This window comes from Streptomyces sp. NPDC035033 (genome assembly GCF_040636735.1).
Lineage (GTDB): Bacteria > Actinomycetota > Actinomycetes > Streptomycetales > Streptomycetaceae > Streptomyces.
The window spans coordinates 1-19,763 of the sequence record NZ_JBEZUZ010000043.1; the positions used below are offsets into that span (position 1 = coordinate 1).

Annotated in this window: 19 protein-coding genes; 9 read left to right on the top strand and 10 right to left on the bottom strand. The window is 75.2% G+C overall.

The window, feature by feature from the left end; all coding sequences use genetic code 11:
- Window positions 1–91: 91 nt before the first annotated feature.
- On the bottom strand, window positions 92–1,678 hold the full coding sequence (locus AB0E83_RS19015; protein ID WP_362112621.1) for a carbohydrate-binding protein: 1,587 nt from the start codon (window positions 1,676–1,678) through the stop codon (window positions 92–94).
- A gap of 281 nt (window positions 1,679–1,959) precedes the next feature.
- On the opposite strand from AB0E83_RS19015, the gene AB0E83_RS19020 reads away from it, so the two are divergent.
- Entirely contained in the window at window positions 1,960–3,183 is a 1,224-nt protein-coding gene (locus AB0E83_RS19020) for a GNAT family N-acetyltransferase (RefSeq protein WP_362112624.1), read from the top strand.
- A 171-nt stretch (window positions 3,184–3,354) separates the two neighbouring features.
- Here AB0E83_RS19020 and AB0E83_RS19025 read toward each other — a convergent pair whose 3' ends face one another.
- Window positions 3,355–3,780: an anti-sigma factor antagonist gene (locus AB0E83_RS19025; protein WP_362112627.1), complete on the bottom strand. Its 426-nt coding sequence runs from the start codon at window positions 3,778–3,780 to the stop codon at window positions 3,355–3,357.
- Window positions 3,781–4,005: 225 nt separating this feature from the next.
- Here AB0E83_RS19025 and AB0E83_RS19030 point away from each other — a divergent pair, with 225 nt between their 5' ends.
- From AB0E83_RS19030 to AB0E83_RS19040, 3 genes are all read left to right on the top strand, one after another.
- The gene (locus AB0E83_RS19030; RefSeq protein ID WP_031012026.1) at window positions 4,006–4,365 is read left to right on the top strand and encodes a metalloregulator ArsR/SmtB family transcription factor; all 360 of its coding nucleotides are present in this window, start codon (window positions 4,006–4,008) and stop codon (window positions 4,363–4,365) included.
- A gap of 110 nt (window positions 4,366–4,475) precedes the next feature.
- Window positions 4,476–5,825, top strand: coding sequence for an MFS transporter (locus AB0E83_RS19035; protein WP_362112630.1), 1,350 nt, complete (start codon window positions 4,476–4,478; stop codon window positions 5,823–5,825).
- Between the two features lie 149 nt (window positions 5,826–5,974).
- A complete protein-coding gene (locus tag AB0E83_RS19040; protein WP_362112633.1) occupies window positions 5,975–6,385 on the top strand; it encodes a Rid family hydrolase in 411 nt (136 codons plus the stop codon).
- 47 nt (window positions 6,386–6,432) lie between these two features.
- On the opposite strand, the gene AB0E83_RS19045 is transcribed toward AB0E83_RS19040, so the two are convergent.
- From AB0E83_RS19045 to AB0E83_RS19070, 6 genes are all read right to left on the bottom strand, one after another.
- Complete coding sequence (locus tag AB0E83_RS19045; protein ID WP_362112636.1) at window positions 6,433–7,068, bottom strand: hypothetical protein; 636 nt, start codon at window positions 7,066–7,068, stop codon at window positions 6,433–6,435.
- Between the two features lie 160 nt (window positions 7,069–7,228).
- On the bottom strand, window positions 7,229–7,873 hold the full coding sequence (locus AB0E83_RS19050; protein ID WP_362112639.1) for an L-threonylcarbamoyladenylate synthase: 645 nt from the start codon (window positions 7,871–7,873) through the stop codon (window positions 7,229–7,231).
- Window positions 7,870–8,505 carry a carbonic anhydrase gene (locus AB0E83_RS19055; protein ID WP_362112642.1) on the bottom strand — a complete coding sequence of 212 codons (636 nt, stop codon included), beginning with the start codon at window positions 8,503–8,505 and terminating at the stop codon, window positions 7,870–7,872. The genes AB0E83_RS19050 and AB0E83_RS19055 overlap by 4 nt, the downstream gene beginning before the upstream one ends.
- 182 nt (window positions 8,506–8,687) lie before the next feature.
- The gene (locus AB0E83_RS19060; protein WP_362112644.1) at window positions 8,688–9,416 is read right to left on the bottom strand and encodes a hypothetical protein; all 729 of its coding nucleotides are present in this window, start codon (window positions 9,414–9,416) and stop codon (window positions 8,688–8,690) included.
- 372 nt (window positions 9,417–9,788) lie between these two features.
- Window positions 9,789–10,802 carry an aminoglycoside phosphotransferase family protein gene (locus tag AB0E83_RS19065; RefSeq protein ID WP_362112647.1) on the bottom strand — a complete coding sequence of 338 codons (1,014 nt, stop codon included), beginning with the start codon at window positions 10,800–10,802 and terminating at the stop codon, window positions 9,789–9,791.
- Between the two features lie 181 nt (window positions 10,803–10,983).
- Window positions 10,984–11,406 (bottom strand): CBS domain-containing protein, encoded by a 423-nt coding sequence (locus tag AB0E83_RS19070; protein ID WP_362112650.1) that lies wholly within the window; start codon window positions 11,404–11,406, stop codon window positions 10,984–10,986.
- Between the two features lie 230 nt (window positions 11,407–11,636).
- Between AB0E83_RS19070 and AB0E83_RS19075 the strand changes: the two genes are divergently transcribed.
- From AB0E83_RS19075 to AB0E83_RS19085, 3 genes are all read left to right on the top strand, one after another.
- Window positions 11,637–13,274 carry an adenosine deaminase gene (locus AB0E83_RS19075; protein WP_362112652.1) on the top strand — a complete coding sequence of 546 codons (1,638 nt, stop codon included), beginning with the start codon at window positions 11,637–11,639 and terminating at the stop codon, window positions 13,272–13,274.
- Between the two features lie 198 nt (window positions 13,275–13,472).
- Window positions 13,473–14,933: a basic amino acid/polyamine antiporter gene (locus AB0E83_RS19080; protein WP_362112655.1), complete on the top strand. Its 1,461-nt coding sequence runs from the start codon at window positions 13,473–13,475 to the stop codon at window positions 14,931–14,933.
- Between the two features lie 26 nt (window positions 14,934–14,959).
- Entirely contained in the window at window positions 14,960–16,222 is a 1,263-nt protein-coding gene (locus AB0E83_RS19085) for an arginine deiminase (RefSeq protein WP_362112658.1), read from the top strand.
- Window positions 16,223–16,244: 22 nt separating this feature from the next.
- Here the strand turns inward: AB0E83_RS19085 and AB0E83_RS19090 are convergent, their stop codons facing one another.
- Window positions 16,245–17,825, bottom strand: a complete 1,581-nt coding sequence (locus AB0E83_RS19090; RefSeq protein WP_362112660.1) for a pectate lyase — start codon at window positions 17,823–17,825, stop codon at window positions 16,245–16,247.
- Window positions 17,826–18,218: 393 nt separating this feature from the next.
- Between AB0E83_RS19090 and AB0E83_RS19095 the strand changes: the two genes are divergently transcribed.
- Both AB0E83_RS19095 and AB0E83_RS19100 read left to right on the top strand, forming a co-directional pair.
- A complete protein-coding gene (locus AB0E83_RS19095; protein WP_362112663.1) occupies window positions 18,219–18,614 on the top strand; it encodes a VOC family protein in 396 nt (131 codons plus the stop codon).
- A gap of 171 nt (window positions 18,615–18,785) precedes the next feature.
- Window positions 18,786–19,232: a DUF4383 domain-containing protein gene (locus tag AB0E83_RS19100; protein ID WP_362112666.1), complete on the top strand. Its 447-nt coding sequence runs from the start codon at window positions 18,786–18,788 to the stop codon at window positions 19,230–19,232.
- On the opposite strand, the gene AB0E83_RS19105 is transcribed toward AB0E83_RS19100, so the two are convergent.
- Window positions 19,233–19,712, bottom strand: coding sequence for a carboxymuconolactone decarboxylase family protein (locus AB0E83_RS19105; RefSeq protein WP_362112669.1), 480 nt, complete (start codon window positions 19,710–19,712; stop codon window positions 19,233–19,235). It abuts the gene before it with no gap.
- Window positions 19,713–19,763: the final 51 nt, after the last annotated feature.

The following is a 19,763-nucleotide window of genomic DNA, read 5'->3' on the forward strand; positions in this document are numbered from 1 at the left end:
GGCGGGCTCGCCGGGGGGCCGCCGGCCCCCGGCGCCCTGCGCGCGCGCCGCCCCTCCCCCGGGGGGCGGCGCCGCCCCCGCGGCTGACGGGTCACCAGGTGACGGGGCGGCCCCCGAAGGTGACGGCGAGCGAGCCGTTCGAGGCGAACGACCAGCCGAGCACGCCGCTGTGGTTCGCGCAGCGCGAGCCGTTCGTACCGGACCAGAACTGGTTCGTGGCGTCCACGTCGCCCACGAGCTTGTCGTTGGTGCCGGAACTCGTGCTGCGGCAGGACGTGTTGCCCCGGAAGACCGACGTGCCCGCCTCGAAGGTGAAGTTGCGCTGGGCGTTGTCGACCGAGATGTTCTCGGAGACCTTCAGCGAGCCGGGGTTGCTGTTGTAGGTGAAGCCGTGCTTGCCGTTGCGGTAGGCGATGCTGCGGCGGACGACGTGGTCGACGGCGATGGACTCCCCGCCGAGCTTGTAGCCGTTGCGGTCGCCGTTGGCGTTCACGGTGCCGTCGGAGAGGGTGCCGTTGGTGTACGCCAGGGAGTACTCGATCGTCACCGGGTCGATCGGGCCGGTGTCGGGCTTGGTGTAGAGGTCCCAGCCGTCGTCGATGTTGTGGTGGGCGACCGCGTACCGGAAGACGTTCCCCGGCCCGGTGGTCAGCTTGGCGGCGAAGCCGTCGGCGTTCTCGCCGGCCGCGTCGGCGTTGTCGTGCGACTCGACGCTCACCATCAGGTTGCGGGCCGGCCACTGGTCGCGCGGGGTGGTGGAGCCGATCCGACCGAGCTGGAGGCCGGTGTCGCGGTTGAAGCGGGTGACCGTGCGCTCGATGACGTTGTCGCTGCCGCCGACGTAGATGCCGTTGTCACCGGCCCGCTGGACGATCAGGCCCTTCACGTGCCAGAAGTTACCGTTCAGGACGAGCCCCCGGTTGGAGGACGACTCGGCCATGGCGGAGAAGTCGAGGACCGGCGTCTCGCCCGGGTGGGCGGCGATCGTCTTGCGGGCGGCGGAGGTGCCGTTGTTGCCCGCGGCGACGGTGACGGTGGTGGAGTGCGCGTACGTGCCGCCGCGCAGGTAGATCGTGCCGCCGGCGCCGATCCGGGTGATCGCGGAGGTGAGCGTCGTCGGATCGGCCTGGGTGCCGGAGGCGCCCGGGGTCCCGGTGGGCGACACGTAGAGGACGGGGCCGGAGGGGGCGGGGGCGTCGGAGGTGGTGAGCTCGACGTGGTCGACGTTGGGCAGCCCGGCGGCGGTCGTCGGAGTGAGCCGCACGGTGTTGGACCCGGCCGAGACCGGCACGGTGAACGTCTTCGAGGTCCATCCCGTCCAGGTGCCGGTGGACTCGAAGGAGGCGCCCGCCGCCACGGTCGTGCCGTTGACGACGACGTCGGCCGGGCGGGCGGTGGCCGACCCGTTGGCGAACCGCACGGTGAGCGTCGCCGTCCCGGCGGCGGGCGCGGAGACGGTGAACTGCGCGTACGCGCCGACGGTGTTGGTGCCGTTGCAGAAGCCGCTGCCGGAGAAGCCGGTCCAGTCGGAGTCGACCGTGCCGGTGCAGACGGCGGGCGAGGTCTCGGCCTCGTACCGCCCGGTCGCGGCCTGGGCGCCGCCGGCGGCCGTCAGCGCGACGAGGGTGCCGGCGACGAGGCTCACGCCGACGGCGAGGGGGAGGGGGGTGGGGCGCATCGGTGTCTCCAGTGGGGGAGGCGGCTCGGACATGGGGGGGAAAGCGCTTTCTGGCGCCGGCGAAGACGCTAGGACGGGTGTCGGAGACACGTCAATATGCGCGTACGTGATTAAGGTTCACGGACCTGAACGACAGGGGTGGGGCGGGCGCGGGCGGGCGCCCTCCGCCGTGAACTCCCCCGGGCCCGGCCGTAATTCGTTTGACCAGGTCACGGGCCGGCGCTGGACTGTGGTCGGACGCCATGAGGTGTGGCGCCGGGAGCCGGGAGGCAGCCGCAGTCATGGAGATCCGCCCCACGACCGACCAGGACCTCGACGTCTTCGTCGGCACCCTGCACACGGCCTTCGGCCGCTTCCCGGAGGCCCCGCGCGAGGACGGCGGCGGGGTGTGGTGGGCGGCGCTGGAGATGGACCGGGGCCTCCTCGCCACGGACGCCGACGGCCGGCCGGCCGGTACCGCCGGCGCGTACTCCTTCGAACTCACCCTGCCCGGCGGCGCCGTCGTCCCGGCCGCCGGGGTGACCGCCGTCGGCGTCCTGCCCTCGCACCGACGCCGGGGCGTGCTCACCGGATTGATGGCCCGTCAGCTCAAGGAGCTGCGCGCCCGCGGCGAGTTCCTCTCCGTGCTGCTGGCCTCGGAGGCGCCGATCTACGGCAGGTACGGCTACGGCCCCGCGACCTTCACGCGACGGCTGACCGTGCCGCGCCACCGCGCCGGTCTCGACCGCCCCCGGGCGGGCGGGGCGGCCGGCGCCGGAGCGGGCGCGGACCGGATCGAGGTGCTGCGGCGTGCCGAGTGCGGCGCGCTCCTGGAGGAGGTCTACGACCGCTACCGCCGCGCCCGGCCCGGCGCGCTCTCCCGGCCGCCCCGCTGGTGGGCCCTGGGCGCGGGGCAGCCGCCGGTCGCTCCGGCGCCGCGCCACGTCGCCGTCCACCGGGACGCCGGCGGCGCCCCCGACGGATACGCCGTCTACACGGTCGACGGCGGCACCCTGACGGTCGACGAGACCGTCGCCGTCGACGACGCCGTCTTCACGGCCCTGGCCCGGTTCGTCCTCGGACACGACCTGGTCACCGAGGTCGTCCTCAAGCACGTGCCGCCCGGCCACCCGCTGCGCTGGCAGCTCGCGGACCTCCGCGCCGGCGAGGCCGACCAGGAGACCGACTGGCTCTGGGTGCGGATCCTCGACGTCCCCCGCGCGCTGACCGCCCGGGGCTGGGCCGCCGACGGCGAACTCGTCCTCGACGTCGACGACCCCTTCCTCGGCGAACGCGGCCGTCATCTGCTGACCGTCCGGGACGGCGAACCCGCCTGCGTCCCCACGGACCGGGAACCCGACCTGAGCCTGGACGTGAGGGACCTCGGCGCGGTCTACCTCGGCGGCACCGCCCCCAGCACCCTCGTGCGCGCCGGACACGTCCGGGCCCACCACGAGGCCGCGGCCCCCCTCGCCGACGCCCTCTTCCGGACCGAGCGCCCGCCGCACTGCCTCCACTGGTTCTGAGCGCGACCGGCGTACGCCCCGGCGCACGGCCGGCGCACCTGGCGCACCTCGCGTACGAACGGCGCGCGGGCGCCGGGGCCGTACGCCGCGCCCTTGCTCAGGGACCGTACGCCGCGCCCCCGGCCAGGGGCCGCGCGTCGTGCCCTCGGCCGAGGGGCGTACGCCGCCCCCTCAGGCGTTCTCGGGCCAGGCGTCGCTGCGCCACTCGCGTTCCTCGGCGCCCCGGTCCCGGTGGGCGGCGAGCGCGGCGGCGAGATCGCCGTGCACCGCGACGACCGCCTCCCCGGCGCCGAGGGCCGCGCCGGGCCCCGCGCCCGGACCGCCGCCCGTCCCGAAGGCCTCGCCCTCCGGGACGGCGGCGAGTTCGAGCCCCCGCCCCTCGGCGGCGAGCCGCAGCGCCGCCTCCGAGACGGCGAGCCGGCCCCCGTCGGACCATCCGCGCAGCCCGGTCAGGTCCAGCACCACGGGCCCGGTGCCCCGCGCGAGCGCCCAGCCGACCGCTCCCTGGAACCGGCCCACGGCCTCCTGCCCGAGGAAACCGGCCAGGGAGAGCACACCGAGGCCGGGGTGGATGGTGTAGCGCCACTCGATGGTCATCGTCGTCTCTCCTCGCTCCCGGCCATGTCCCGGCCGTCCGGCAGCATCCTCACCCGAGAAGCCGCCCCCGTGCACGACAGTCCACGGACCGGTCACCCGTACCGGGATGCGGACGCCCCGGAGCGGTCGGAACGGACCCCACGGCGCCCTCCCCCCTCCGTGCACCCGCTCACCCTCCCGCCGTCCGCCGCCCGCCCTCCGCCCCGCCGTCCCTACGATGGGCGCATGGCGGATCCCGTGCGTGAACAGGTCGTGTCCCCCGTCCACCCCCGGACGCCGGGAGCGCCGGAGCTCGCGGCGGCGGCCGAGGTGTTCGGGCTGCTCAGCGACCCGACCCGGCTGCAGCTGCTGTGGCTCCTGACGCGGGGCGAGGCCGACGTCGGCGCGCTGACCGAGGCGTGCGGGGCCGCGCGCCCGGCGGTGAGCCAGCATCTGGCCAAGCTGCGCCTGGGCGGGCTGGTGCAGGCGCGGAAGGACGGGCGGCGGGTGGTCTACGCGCTGCCGGACGGCCATCTGAAGCGGCTGGTGGTCGAGGCCCTGAACCGTGCCGACCACGTGGTCACGGGGGAACCCTGGCACGACTGAGGAGGACGCGGAGAGGGGAGGGAAAAGCCCTCACGTCAACATGTGCGCACCCATGCACATGTCCGGTACGGTGAAGGCGACCGCACCCGCCGCCGACCGAGGGCGTCCCCATGCTGTCCGTCCTGCGCGACCGCACCTACCGGCACCTCTTCCTCGCCCAGGCCGTCGCCCTCACCGGCACCGGCCTCGCGACCGTGGCCCTCGCCCTCCTCGCGTACGACCTCGCGGGCGCGCACGCCGGCGCCGTGCTCGGCACCGCCCTCGCGCTCAAGATGGCCGCGTACGTCGGTCTGGCACCGCTCGCCGGGGCGCTCGCCCGCCGCGTGCCCCGGCGGACCCTGCTCGTCGGCGCCGACCTCGTACGGCTCGGCGCCGCGCTGGCCCTGCCGTTCGTGCGCGAGCTCTGGCAGGTGTACGCCCTCGTGCTGCTGCTCCAGGCGGCCTCGGCCGTCTTCACCCCGGCCTTCCAGGCGACGATCCCGCGCGTCCTGCCCCGGGAGGACGACTACACCCGGGCCCTCGCCCTCTCCCGGCTCGCCTACGACCTGGAGAGCCTGGCGAGCCCGGCCCTCGCCGCCGCCCTCCTCGCCCTCGTCCCGTACGGGTGGCTGTTCACCGGCACGGCGGCCGGCTTCCTCCTCTCCGCGCTCCTCGTCCTGCCCCTGCGCCTCCCGCCGGACGAGGGACCCGGGCCGGCGGCGGGGCGGGTGACCGGCGCGCGGCTGCTGCTCGCCACCCCGAGGCTGCGCGCCCTGCTCGCCCTCGACCTGGCGGTGGCCGCCGCCGGGGCGATGGTCCTCGTCGACACCGTCGTCCTCGTCCGCGGCGGTCTGGGCCGCCCGGCCGGCGACGTCTCCCTCGCCCTCGCCGCGTACGGGGCCGGCTCCATGACCGCGGCCCTGCTGCTCCCGCGCCTCCTCGGCCGCGCCGGCGACCGGGCCCTGGCGCTCCCCGCCGCCGGAATCCTCGCCGCCGCGCTCGCCCTGCTGACCGCCGGCCTCGCCTCCGGCTGGGCCGGCGCGCACCCGGCGGCCGCCTGGCCCGCGCTGCTCGCCCTCTGGCTCTGCCTCGGCGCCGCCACCTCGGCGGTCCTCACCTCCGGCGGCCGGCTGCTGCGCCGCTCCGCCGCCGACCGCGACCTGCCCGCGCTCTTCGCCGCCCACTTCTCGCTCTCGCACGGCTGCTGGCTGCTCACCTACCCGCTCGCCGGCTGGCTCGCCTCCCGCGCGGGTCCCGCCGCCTCCGCCGCCGCGCTCGCCGCCGTGACCCTCGCCGCCGCCCTGGCCGCCCGCCGCCTCTGGCCGCGCCACGACCCCGACGAACTGGAGCACGCCCACCCCGAACTCCCCGCGGGGCACCCCCACGTGGCCGCCGTCCCCGCCCCCGGCCACCGGCACTCCCACCCCTTCCGCATCGACGCCCTCCACCGTCACTGGCCCGCCCGCCCGTCCGCCGGCTGAGCGGCGGCCGGCCGGCCGCCGGTGTCCCGGGGCCCGGGCCGGAGCCACGGGAAAACCGGTCGAGCCGCCGGGGGAAGCCTGAGAGGGTGGTGCGTTCCCGCGACCGGGGCCGGCGCGGCTCCGGCGCGCCGCAGCCGAGAGGAATCCCCGTGCCCCGTGCCGTCAGCCTCATCCGTTCCGCCACCCTGTCCGACGTCGCCGAGTACGCGTACGCGGCGACCGCGCCCGCCGGGGCCCGGCTGATCTTCCTGGCCGGTTCCTGCCCGCTCGACGCCGACGGCGCGACCGTCGCCGTCGGGGACGTCGCCGGCCAGGCGGCCGCCTGCGTCGAGAACCTGCGGACGGCGCTGAAGGACGCCGGGGCCGGGATCGAGGACGTCATCAACACCCGCGTGCTCGTCGCGACGACCCGTCGGGAGGACCTGGTGGCCGCCTGGGAGGTCGTCCGGGACGCCTTCGGCGACCACGACGTGCCGAGCACCCTGATGGGCGTCACCGTGCTCGGGTACCGCGACCAGCTCGTCGAGATCGAGGCCGTCGCCGCCGTCCTCGACGCCTGACCGACCCGCGGGCGCCCGGCCGAGGCCCGCGGGCGCCCGGTCGGGGCTCACGGACGCCCGTCGGTGGCTCGCGCGGGGTGGCGCGTCCACAGCGTCAGGTCGCTGGACGTGGCGACCGCGAGCGTCCGCCCCGACGGGGAGAAGCCGGCGGCGCGCAGCGTCGACCAGGTGGAGTGGAAGACGTGCCACCAGCCGTCGGTGTGCGGCGGCCGGTGCCAGTTCCCGCCATTGGCCGAGAGCAGGACCCGGTGGTTCGGCCAGTCGGGAGCCTCGACGTCCACCGTCCAGCCGTCGCCGCTCGTGCCGTGCAGCCCGCCGCCGAACAGCCCCGCGACGCGCACCCGCCGCCCGGCGAGCGGCCCGATCCCGGGGCACGAGAGGTCGGGCGTGCCGTCCGGCCCGTCGTCCTCGGGGTCCCGGTCCCGCGCGATCCGTTCGCCCGTCACCGCGTCGAAGACGCCGTACCCGTCGTGGGACACGACCATCACCAGGTCGTGCCCGGTGGCGGGGTCCACGTCGAAGCCGATGCCCGTGAGCCCGCCGACGGCCGCGCACCCGCCGAACACGTCCCGCCACGGCTCCGGCGCCGGGACGACCGGCGCGTCCAGGAGGCGGCGGCGCAGCGCCTCCTGGTACGGGGACAGGACGGGGGCGCCGGCGTCCGGCGCGGTCTTCCTTCGCATGCCCCGATCATGACGGACCGCCCTCCCGGACCGGCATCGGGCCGGGGCGGGGCGGGCCGGGGCCGGTCCGGCCGGGAGGGCGGACCCGTCCCGGCGGTGCGTACGACCGTGCCCCGGCCCCCACGAGGGGCGCCGGGGCACGGGACGGACCGGAGGGGGCTCAGCGGACGATCAGGTCCGGTACGAGCGCCCGGAGTCCGGCGACCGGCAGGACGCCGTCGCGGACGAGGACCGGGGTGTCGCCGCTCAGGTCCACGATCGACGAGGAGACCGCCCCGGCGGTGCGGCCGCCGTCGAGGTACACCGCGACCGAGTCGCCCAGCATCGCCTGGGCGGCGTCGCAGTCCTGCGGGGACGGGTGGTCGGTCAGGTTGGCGCTGGAGACGGCCAGCGGGCCCGTCGTCGCGAGGAGTTCGAGGGCGAGCGGGTGGTCCGGCATGCGGACGGCCACCGTGCCGCCGGTCTCGCCGAGGTCCCAGTCCAGGGACGCGCGGTGCCGGACCACCAGGGTCAGCCCGCCCGGCCAGAAGGTCTCGATCAACGCCCTCGCGGCGTCGGGCAGTTCGTCCGTCAGCTCGTCGAGGGCGGCCACCGAGCCGACCAGGACGGGGGAGGGCTTGTGGCGGCCGCGGCCCTTCGCCGCGAGCAGCGCGGCGACCGCCTTCGGGTCGAAGGCGTCCGCCCCGACCCCGTAGACGGTGTCCGTCGGCAGGACCACCAGGTCGCCGCGCCGCACCGCGGCCGCGGCCTCGCCGAGGCCCGCGGCACGGGCCGCAGGATCGGCGCAGTCGAAGCGGGACGTCACGCCGGGGTTCCCTCCTCCTGGGCCACGGCGCCGTGCGTGGCGACCAGGCGGGCGCTGCCCCCGGCCAGCTCGTAGCCGAGGCCGACGACGGCGACCTCGCCCGCCGCCACCTGCTCGGACAGCAGCCGGGAGCGCTCCAGGAGCAGGTCCGCGGTGTGCCGGATGTGCTCGTCGATGATGTCGCTGTCCGCCGTCAGACCGGCGGTCCGGGCCGCCAGTACGCTCGGCGTCACCCGCTCCACCACGTCCCGCACGAAGCCGCGCGCCGCGAAGCCGTCCTCCACGGCCGCGCGGGCCGCGGCGACCGCGCCGCAGGAGTCGTGGCCGAGCACGACCACGAGCCGCGCGCCGAGGACGCTCGTCGCGTACTCCACGCTGCCCAGGACCTCGGGACCGGTGACGTGGCCCGCGGTGCGGACGACGAAGAGGTCGCCGAGGCCCCGGTCGAAGATGATCTCGGCCGCGAGCCGCGAGTCGGAGCAGCCGAGGATGACGGCGAACGGGTCCTGGCCGGGGGCGAGCTCCGTACGACGGGCGGCGTCCTGGTTCGGGTGCTCGGGCGTGCCGGAGACGAAACGACGGTTGCCTTCGAGGAGGGCGTCAAGGGCAAGGGCCGGAGAAGTTCTGGGCATGCCGCCACCCTATGCGGGCCCCCCGCCCCGCGCGCCACCCGGTTCCGCGCCGCCCCGCCCCGCTGTGACGGAATCCACCCTCCCAGGTGTCCCGTACGACACCCGTGCCCGGTTCTGCCCCGACGCGGCCCCACGCCGGCCCGGACCGGCGGCATCCGCGTCCGCCGGCCCGTGAGGGGGCGTCAGGCCGACGCCTCCCACGCCCGCGTCAGCCCGTCCAGCCAGGCGGGCGGCAGCTCGGCCGTGTCCCACTCCTCCCGCAGCTCCTCCGGGCGCGCGGCGAGCCGTTCCAGGACGGCGAGGCTCGTGGGGGAGTGGACCAGGGTGTAGCGGCCGTGGATGGCGATGGCGCTGCCGGGGCCGTACGTGGCGTACAGCCGCTCCAGACGGGCCCGGTGGTCCGCGGCGAACCGGGTCAGCCGGCCCGGGTAGGCCGCCCGCTCCCGGGCGCCCATCGTCGCGAGCACGGCCGCGAGCACCTGCTCGGTGACCTCGGGGTCGAGGCCGGACTCCGCCGAGAAGGAGAGGTACAGCGGGACGACCGCCACCTTGGCCCGCTCGACCTCCATCCGGCCGACCGGCGGCCGGGCGTCCCGCTCCCCGTCGTCCTCCGCCGCGACGGCCGCGCCCAGCGCCCGGTCGGCGAGGCCGGCGAGCCCCTCGGCGACGGCCCGCGAGCCGTCGCGCCAGCCCGCCGCGTACGACTCGCCGCTCCCCGGCGGGGCCTGACGGCCCGTGCCCGCCAGCTCCTCGTGCGCGACGGCGAGCGCGCCCGCCTCGACGAGGCCGATCAGTTCCTCGGCGTCACCGGAGTACACCCCCGCCCGCGCGAGGAGCTGGAGCAGCGTCGTCCTCGCGTTGTCGACGCTCGCGGCGTCGAGCCGGAGCCGTTCTTCCCGGGCGGCGGTCATCGGTGGTCCTCCTCCTCGCGGTACCGGCGCGTACGGGTGCGGCGGACGCGCCTTCGAGGACGCGACGAGCACGGGCCCGCGCCACGCTCCCCTCGCGGCGGCGCACGTACGGGACCGGTGATCGGGTCCTCGAACGCCGAGGTTTCCAGCTCGCCGGGCCCGCCGTCCAGCCGACGTCCCGGTCCCCGCCGACCAGGCACGCGGTGCCATCCCGGCCCTCCCGCGAGGACGGGGTGCGAGGGCCCCTGATCTTCACGGGTCCCCATACCCCCCCTGGGTATGGGGACGGGCGTGGCCGACTCGGCCGGCTCGCCGCACGGAGACACGAAGTGCCAGGCGGGAGCGGTCGGAGGAGCCGGCAGTGAGGGGGCGTCACCACGCGTCGTCGGCGGCGAACAGCTCCCGGACCCAGTGGGCGCTCGCCTCGTCGCTGTCGCCGGTCGGGGTGCCGGGGAAGAGCCGGAACCAGGAGCCGGCGCGGCCCAGCGCCGCCAGCCGCACGGCCAGGAGCGCGGCGCGCCGCAGCTCCGCCGCCGACGGGCCGAGCCCGCCCCACCGCTCCAGGTACGCGTCCACCATCGGGGCCACGTGGCCGGGGCCGTACCGCTCCCGCACCGCGCGGACCGGGACCAGGAGGCTGCCGAAGGGGTGCGCGACACAGGCGTCGCCCCAGTCGAAGAAGGTGAAGCGGCCGGGGGCCGGGGCGAGGACCTGGCCGTCGTGCAGGTCGCAGTGGTCGAGCGAGTCGGGCAGGCCGTACGCGTCGAGCTCCGCGCACCAGTCGGCGAGCCGGGGCCGCTGCCGCAGCAGGGCGGCCCGCTCGCCGGCGTCGAAGAGGGGGTTGCGGGCGACGAGCGCCTCGAAGGCGTCCGGCAGCTCCCGCGTCCGGGCGCCCGGCACGCCCAGGCCGGCGATCCGGTCCGCGTACGGGACGAGCCGCCGCTGCATCCCCGCGTACCGGCCCAGCGCCGTCGCCCACGCCTCCGGGCCGGCCGCGCCCGCGTCGAGGACCCCGCGGAAGAGCGGCCCGCCGTCGGGCAGCAGCGCGCAGCCCCGCCCGGCGTCCACCGCCAGCGGGGTCACCACGTCCTCCGGCACCCACGCGGCGAGCGCCTCCGCCAGCCCGGCCTCGAAGGCGTTGGACGGGGCGCCCGCCTTCAGCCACACCGCGTCCCGCTCGCCGCCGCCGGTGCGGAACCGCACCAGGACCGACCAGGGCCGCAGCCGCACCTCCCGGACGCCCGTCTCCGCCAGGCCGTGCCCGGCCAGGACCCGCTCGGCCCAGCCGAGGACCTCCCGCCGCCACTCCCCGTCGTCCCAGGGCGTCACCGCGTCGGGGAACCGCCCCCGGTCCACCACCGTCGTCCGCTCGTCGTTCGCGCGCATCCGGCGATTCCACCACCGGCCCGCCCCCGGGCGCACCGGAATAAGCCCGCGCCGGCACGCGCCCGCGCCCCCGCACCTCCATGCCCCCGCACCTCCGCGCCCGCTCCGGCCCTCCGGCGGTCGCGGCCGGCGCCGTGGGCGCCGACGGCGGCCGGGGAGGGCCCGGGCGGCCGGTCCCGGCTCAGGCCGCCGGGCGCGAGACGTCCGAGACCAGGTCGCCGACGGTGCTGTCGGGCAGCCGGCGGGCCACGTCCGCCTGGGCGATGATCCCCACCAGGACGTGCCCGTCGATCACGGGCACCCGGCGGATCTTCCGGTCGGCCATCAGCTCCAGGACCCGCTCCAGCGAGTCGTCGGCGCCCACCGTCACGATCTCGCCCTGGGCCAGGTCGCCGGCCGTGCACGTGGACGGGTCCCGCCCCTCGGCGACCACCCGCACCACGATGTCGCGGTCGGTGAGCATGCCCTTCAGGCGTTCGTCCGGCCCGCAGATCGGCAGCGCGCCGACGTCGAGCTCGACCATCTTCCGCGCGGCCTCGACCACGCTCTCGTCGCTCCGGACGCAGGTCACGTCCGGGGTCATGATGTCGCGTGCCGTGGACATGGCGACCCCCTGCCGCTGTTCGTGGCGTCGTGGACTCCCGTACAGCGGGCGGCTGCCCCGTCCCCGCGGAGGCATTCACGGCGGGGGCGCGGCATCCGCACCCGGGCGCACTCGAACGTGATCGCCGGGATCACCCGTTCGAGGGGGATCCGGTCACCCGGTCGGGTGGTCCGCCCCGCCCTCGCGTTTCACCGGCCCCGGCGCCGCCCGGACCTCGCGATCATGCTCCGGTGACTACGCCCCACCGATCCGCCGCGCGCCGCCGGCTCCTCCCGGCCGCCGCGGCCGTGCTCGGCCTGTTGCCGCTGAGCGCCGCCCTCCCCGCCTCCGCCCACCCCGCGACCGGCACCCCGGCCGCCGGGGCCCTCCCGGCCGCCGGACCCGCCGCCGCGCCCCGGGTGCCGACCCCCGCCGAGGCCCGCACCGACGCCTACCTGGCGGCCGTACGCGAACGACCCGCCCGGGTCGAGGAGTTCTTCCGGTCGATGCCCAAGGGCGGGGAGCTCCACAACCACCTCTCGGGAGCCGTCTCCACCGAGTACCTGATCACCCTCGCCGCCGAGGACGGGCTCTGCATCGACACCGCGACCATGACCGCGGTGGCCCCGCCGTGCGGCCCCGGCACCCGCCCCGCCGCCGACGCCCGGACCGACCGGGCCTTCCACACCGCGCTCGTCCGCGCCTGGTCCATGCAGGACTTCCCGCCGGACGGCAACGGCCACGACCACTTCTTCGACGCCTTCGGCAAGTTCGGCGAGGTGACCTGGCGCAACCGCGGCAAGCTCCTCGCCTCCTTCGCCGACGACGTCGCCGCGCAGAACCAGTCGTACCTGGAGACGATGGTCAGCCCGGCCTCCGACGGCGCCAAGAAGCTCGCCGACGCCACCGGCTGGGACCCCGACCTGGCCGCCCTGCACAAGAAGCTCACGGCCGGCGGCCGGCTCGACGCCCTCGTCGCGGAGGCGGTGAAGGAGGCCGACGCCGGCGACGCCGAGTTCCGGAAGGAGGCCGGCTGCGGCACCGAGCGCGAGCGGCCCGCCTGCGGGCTCACCGTCCGCTGGATCTCCCAGGTCTCCCGCGGCAGTTCGCCCGTGCGCGTCTTCACCCAGCTGGCGCTCGGCATGCGGCTGGCGGAGCGGGACGGCCGCTTCGTCGCCGTCAACCTGGTCCAGCCGGAGGACTGGGACAGCTCGCTCCAGAACTACCGCCTCCAGATGCGGATGATCGCCCACCTGCGCGGCGTCTACCCGAAGGCGCACGTCACCCTGCACGCGGGCGAGCTGTGGCCCGGCCTGGTCAAGCCCGAGGACCTCTCCTTCCACATCGCCGAGGCCGTCGGCGTGGCCCGCGCCGAGCGCGTCGGGCACGGCGTGGACCTCCGCCACGAGGACGACTGGCAGGGCACCGCCCGCACCATGGCCGCCCGCGAGGTCGCCGTCGAGGTGCCCTTCACCAGCAACGCCCAGATCCTCGGCGTCCGCGGCGCCGACCACCCCTTCGAGACGTACCGCGCCCACGGCGTCCCGGTGGTCCTCGCCACCGACGACCCCGGCATCTCCCGGATCGACATCAGCCACGAGTACCGGTACGCGGCCCGCACCTACGGCCTGTCGTACCCGGAGCTGAAGGACCTCGCCCGCGCCTCCCTGGAGTACGCCTTCCTCCCGGGCGAGAGCCTGTGGCGCGGCAACCCGACCGCCGAGGGCTACCGGACCGTCCCCGCCTGCCGCGGTGAGCGCCCCGGCGTCCCGATCCGCTCCGCGGCCTGTCGCCGGCTCGTCGAGGGCAGCCCGAAGGCCACCCTCGAATGGCGCCAGGAGGCCGCCTTCGCGGCCTTCGAGACCGCCCACGCGACCCCGGTCCGCTGACGCCCCCTCCGCCGAGCGGAACACGAGCGCCCGGCTCCCCCGACAGCGGGGGAGCCGGGCGTTCTCCGTCGGCGCGGGCCGCGCCCTCATGATCGGACAAAACGGGCGCAAAGGGTGCGTTCCCGTTAGAGTCTCATCGGCCGGACGCTGTCCCCTTCCGCGCCGATCCACGGCCCGAACGCGCCCCCGAGGTACGCCATGACCCGAGCGGAACCCAGCGCCGACACCGCCTCGACAGGCGCCGCACCGGCCGTCAAACTCAGCCTCCTCACCCTCACGGCCATGGTCGTCGGCTCCATGGTCGGGGCCGGGGTCTTCTCGCTGCCCCGGCGCTTCGCCCAGGAGACCGGCGTCGCCGGAGCGCTCATCGCCTGGGCCGTCGCGGGCCTCGGCATGCTGATGCTCGCCTTCGTGTTCCAGACGCTCGCCGTGCGCCGGCCCGACCTGGACGCCGGCGTGTACGCGTACGCCAAGGCCGGCTTCGGCGAGTACCTCGGCTTCTTCTCCGCCTTCGGCTACTGGGCCAGCGCCTGCGTCGGCAACGTCACCTACTGGGTGCTGATCATGTCGACCGTGGGCGCCGTCGTGCCCGCCCTCGGCGACGGCGACACCGCGCTCGCGATCGTGCTCTCCTCGGCCGGCCTGTGGGGCTTCTTCCTGCTCGTCCGCCGCGGCGTCAAGGAGGCCGCGGCGATCAACCGGATCGTGACCGTCGCCAAGATCGTGCCCATCGTCGTCTTCGTCGTCCTGGCGCTGTTCTTCTTCGAACCGTCGGTCTTCGCGGAGAACTGGGGCGGCGCCGACTACGCCGGCTCCCTCTTCGACCAGGTCCGCGGCACCATGCTCGCCACCGTCTTCGTCTTCCTCGGCGTCGAGGGCGCCAGCGTCTACTCCCGGCACGCCAAGCGGCGCGAGGACGTCGGCCGCGCCACGGTCCTCGGCTTCCTCAGCGTCTTCGCCGTCTTCGCGTCGGTCACCATCGTGTCGTACGGCATCCTGCCCATGAGCGAGATCGCCGAACTCCGCCAGCCCTCCATGGCGGGCGTCCTGGAGGCCGCCGTCGGAACCTGGGGCCAGGTCTTCGTCTCCGCCGGCCTCATCGTCTCCGTCCTCGGCGCCTACCTCGCCTGGACCCTCATGGCCGCCGAGGTCCTCTTCGTCGCCGCCGGGGACGAGGACATGCCCCGCTTCCTCGGCCGCGCCACGGAGAACGACGTCCCCGCCCCCGCCCTGCTGCTGACCACCGCCCTCAGCCAGGTCGTCCTCGTCGTCACCGCCTTCTCCGACGACGCCTTCAACTTCGCCCTCGACCTCACCAGCGCCCTCAGCCTCATCCCCTTCCTGCTGGCCGCCGCCTTCGCCCTGAAGATCGCCCTGCGGCCCCACGAGAACCGGGTGGCCGGGCGCGGGACCCGGCGCGAGCTCGTCGTCGCCGCCCTCGCCACCCTCTACACGGCCTTCCTGCTGTACGCGGCCGGGCTGAAGTTCGTCCTCGTCTCCTTCCTGCTCTACGCCCCCGCGACCCTGCTCTTCGTCCAGGCCCGGCGGGAGCGGAACCGGCGCCTGTTCTCCCCGAAGGAGGCGGTCATCTGCGCCGTCTCCGTCGCCGGAGCCGTCGTCGGCGTGATCGCCCTCGCGGCCGGCTGGATCGAGCTGTGAACCACCCCCCTCCGGAAAGGTCAGCGATGCAACCCGACACCCCCGGGGCCGCGCGGCCCCTCGGCGTCCACTCCGAGGTCGGCCGGCTCCGCAAGGTCCTCGTCTGCTCCCCGGGACTCGCCCACCGCAGACTGACCCCGACCAACTCCGACGACCTCCTCTTCGACGACGTCATGTGGGTGGAGAACGCCCAGCGCGACCACGCCGACTTCGTCAACAAGCTGGTCCAGCGCGGGGTCGAGGTCGTCGAGCTGCACAACCTGCTCACCGAGACCATGGCGCTCCCCGAGGCGAGGGCATGGCTCCTCGACCGCAAGATCACCGCCAACGAGGTCGGCCTCGGGCTCATCGACGACACCCGCGCCTTCCTCGACTCGCTCGCCCCGCGGGAACTCACCGACCACCTGATCGGCGGCCTCTCCACCGCCGACCTGCCCGAGGACTTCCGCTCCGGTTACGCGGCCCTGGCCCGCGAGGGCGTCGGCGCCCGCGAGTACCTGATGCCGCCGCTCCCCAACACCCTCTACACCCGCGACACCACCTGCTGGCTGTACGGCGGGGTGACGCTCAACCCGCTGTACTGGCCCGCCCGGCACGGCGAGACGCTGCTGATGAAGGCCGTCTACACCTTCCACCCGGCCTTCGAGGACGCCACCGTCTGGTGGGGCGACCCCGAACGGGACTGGGGCCAGGCCACCTTCGAGGGCGGCGACATCATGCCGGTCGGCAACGGCGTCGTCCTCATGGGCATGAGCGAGCGCACCTCCCGGCAGGCCATCACACAGGTCGCCCGCGCCCTCTTCGAGAACGGCGCCGCCCACCACGTCGTCGTCGCCGGCATGCCCAAGCTCCGCTCGGCCATGCACCTCGACACCGTCTTCACCTTCGCCGACCGGGACGTCGTCACGCTCTACCCGAAGATCGTGGACGCCGTGCACAGCTTCTCGCTGCGCCCCTCGGACCGGGCGCCGGGCGTGGAGATCACCGACGAGGGCGACACGCCCTTCGTGGACGTCGTCGCCAAGGCCCTCGGCCTGCCGGGCCTGCGGGTGATCGAGACCGGCGGCGACGTCTACGCCTCCGAACGGCAGCAGTGGGACAGCGGCAACAACGCCGTCGCCCTGGAGCCCGGGGTGGTCTTCACCTACGACCGGAACACCCAGACCAACACGCTGCTGCGGAAGGCCGGCATCGAGGTCATCACCATCGTGGGCGCGGAACTGGGCCGCGGACGGGGCGGCGGCCACTGCATGACCTGCCCCCTCGTCCGCGACCCGGTGGACTTCTGAGCCCCTCGGGCCCGCGCGGTCCTTACGCGTACGTCTCGAACTCGGCGATCCGCGGGGTGCCGGTCGCGGAGGTGATCTCGAACGTCACCTTGGACAGCGCGGTCGCCGGGAAGGTGGCGGTGCCGGCCGCGCCGCCGGTGGCGAGCACGGCGCCGGTGTCGGCGTTCAGCAGCCGCCAGCCGGTGACGGTGCCGCCCCCGGCGGCCTCGCGGACGCGCACCGACGAGATCGTCGTCGGGGAGCCCCACTTGACCGAGACCGAGCCGGTGGTGCCGGCGGGCGACCAGTAGGTGGTGAGGCTGCCGTCCCGGACGTTGCCGTAGCTGGTCCCGTCGGCCTTGCTGGAGCCGTCCGAGCCGGCGCCGATGCTGAGGTTGGTGCCGGACGGCGGGGCGGTGGTCGCCGTGGCCGTCGGGGTCGGGGTGGGGGTCGGAGTGGCGGTGGCGGTGGCGGTGGTGGTCGGGGTGGGCGTCGGGCTCGGGGACTGCGGGGTGCAGGAGCCGTCCGAGACCAGCAGCCCCTTGCCCGCGCCGGCCGTGCGCGCCACCACGTCCGGGACGCAGGAGGCGCTGTCGAGGGCGTAGGCGTACGGGATCGACACCGTCGTGTTGGAGACCGGGTTCGGGCCCGCCGGACGGTAGTCGGTGCCGGCCGGGGACCAGGTCACGTTGTCGAAGACGTTCCCGGCGACCTGCCAGTAGCCGGCCGCGTCCGTGTAGAAGGTGCCGAGGACGTCCTTGGAGTCCTCGAAGTAGTTGTTCTCCACCTTGGCGCGGGCGCCGGCGCGGGAGTTGATGCCGGACTCGTTCAGCTGCCGGTAGTGGTTGTCGTACATGTGGGCGATGCCGCCGCGCAGCAGGGGCGCGCGCGAGTCGATGTTCTCGTACAGGTTGTGGTGGTACGTGATGAAGCCGTTGCTCAGTTCGGTCTCGCTGGAGCCGACCAGGCCGCCGCGGCCGGAGTTGCGCAGCACGCTGTAGGAGAGCGTCACGTACTGCGTGTTGTCCTTCATGTCGAACAGGCCGTCGAAGCCCTCGGACTCGCCGCCGGACGCCTCCAGGGTGACGTGGTCCACCCAGACGTTGCGGACGTCGCTCTCCATGCCGATGGCGTCGCCGCCGTTGGAGACGGGGGAGCCGGACTTCTTGACGTTCTTGACGGTGACGTTCTGGACGATGATGTTGCTCGACTCGCGGATGTGGATGCCGACCTGGTCGAAGACGGCGCCGGCGCCGACGCCGACGAGCGTCACGTTGCTGATCTGCTTGAGCTCGATGACCCCGGCGGCGGTGTTGCAGCTGGTGCCGGAGACCTTGGCGGTGTTGGCGTGGTTGATCGTGCCCTCGACCTGGATGGTGATCGGGGTGCTGCTGGAGGCGCGTCCGCAGAGCGCCGCGTGGATCTCGGTGCCGGTGGTGGCCCGGACGGTCACGCCTCCGGCGCCGCCGGTGGTGCCGCCGTTCTGGCTCGCGTAGCCGGTGGCACCGGCGGCCGCGGCGGCCGCGACCGAGGTCTCCGGGATGGTCAGGATCGCGCCGGTGGCGGCCGCGACCGCCAAGGCGGCCAGGGTCGCCTGGAGTCGTGCGGCGGGTCGTCGTCCCATTCTCGCCTGCTCTTTCGTCGTCCGCGCCGGCCGTGCCGTCGCGGGAGGTGTCGTCCTGTGTCCCGTCCCTGGGCGGAAAGCGCTTAGAAAGCGCTTTCTGGCGGGTGACGATAGGGGGGCGCGGAGCACCTGACAAGACGTCGGACACGGTGAGAACCGGCGGTTCCCCGGGAAGTCCGCCGTGGGCGAGGGGGAGTTGGCGTCGCGCCGGCCGCCGGACCGGTACGGACGGCTCCGCCCCCGCTGTGATAGGCACTCCCTGCACGGGGGAGGTGCCGGCCGGCGGCGGAGCGCGCGTGCGCGCGGACGTCCGGCGGCCGGACGCGGCCGTGGGCCGCGCCGGCGGCCGCCCCCGTCCGTACCAGCGGAACCGAACGGAAACGGGAGACACGCATGCGTGTGAAAGCCTTCGACCACCTCGTCCTGAACGTCACCGACGTCGAGCGGTCGCTCGCCTTCTACACCGGGCCCCTCGGCCTGGCGCCGGAGCGGGTCGAGGAGTGGCGGGCCGGCAAGGTGCCGTTCCCGTCCGTCCGGATCGACGAGGGCACCGTCATCGACCTGTTCTCCCGGCCCCGGGGCGAGTCCAACGTGGACCACCTCTGCCTCGTCGTCGACCCGCTCGACTGGCAGGAGGTCATCGACTCCGGCGCGTTCGACGTCGTCGAGGGTCCCGTCCCGCGCTGGGGCGCCCGCGGCTCCGCCCAGTCCGTCTATGTGAAGGACCCGGACGGCAACACCGTCGAGCTCCGCTGGTACCCGCAGGACCTCCCGGCCGGGGAGGAGTGACGCCCCCGCGGCCGTACGGGGGGACCCGACGGGCCGCGGACGCGACCGGCGGCACCCGGCCCGCCGTCACCGGCCTCCCCGCGCGGAGGCCGGCCGGCGGGCCGGGGCGTCGTCCGGTCGATCCCGGGTAGCCGCACGGCAGGTGACCGTCACTCGTGATGGGGGATCGTCATGATGGCTCCGCGACACACTCCGGTGGGGGCCGTGCGGACGGCGGCGATGCTGATCGGCGTGGTCTTCCTCGTGGTCGGCGTGCTGGGCTTCGTGCCCGGCGTGACCACCGGCACCGACGAGATGACCTTCGCCGAGCACGACTCCGGCGCCGAACTCTTCGGCGTCTTCCAGGTCTCCGTGCTGCACAACCTGGTCCACCTGCTGTTCGGCCTCGCCGGCCTCGCCATGTCCGCCACGGCGCCGACGGCCCGCGCCTTCCTCGTCGACGGCGGGCTCGTCTACCTCGTGCTGTGGCTGTACGGCCTGCTGATCGACCTCGACAGCGAGGCCAACTTCGTCCCGGTGAACACCGCCGACAACTGGCTGCACCTGGGGCTCGGCGCCGCGATGGTGCTGCTCGGCCTCGTGCTGGGCCGCGGGCGGGCGCCGCTCGCGAGGCGGTGATCAGCCCTCTCGTACCGGGTGCTTGCTGAGGATGGACACCCGGTTGAAGGCGTTGATGGTGATGGCCGTCCAGACGACGGCCGACAGCTCGGCGTCGTCCAGGACCCCGCGGGCCTCGGCGTAGGCCCGCTCCTGCGCGTCCGCCTCGGCCGGGTGGGTGGTGGCCTCGGCGAGGGCGAGGGCGGCCCGCTCGCGCGGGGTGAAGAGGGCGGTGTCCCGCCAGGCGGCGAGCACGCCGAGCCGGCGGGGGGTCTCGCCGGCCCGGAGGGCGGCGCGGGTGTGCACGTCGAGGCAGTAGGCGCAGCCGTTGAGCTGGGACACGCGCAGGTTGACCAGCTCGACGAGGATCCGGTCGAGCCCGGCGGCCTCGCCCGCGCCCCGGACCGCCTGGGCCGCCTGGACGAAGGCCCTGTAGGCCTCGGGGGTCTGCTTGTCGAGGAAGATCCGCTGTCCGGTCGGTGCCGCCACGGCGTCGCTCACTGCCCGCTCCTTCACGGTCGCCCGCGCGTGCCGCGGGCCGGGGTCCCATCA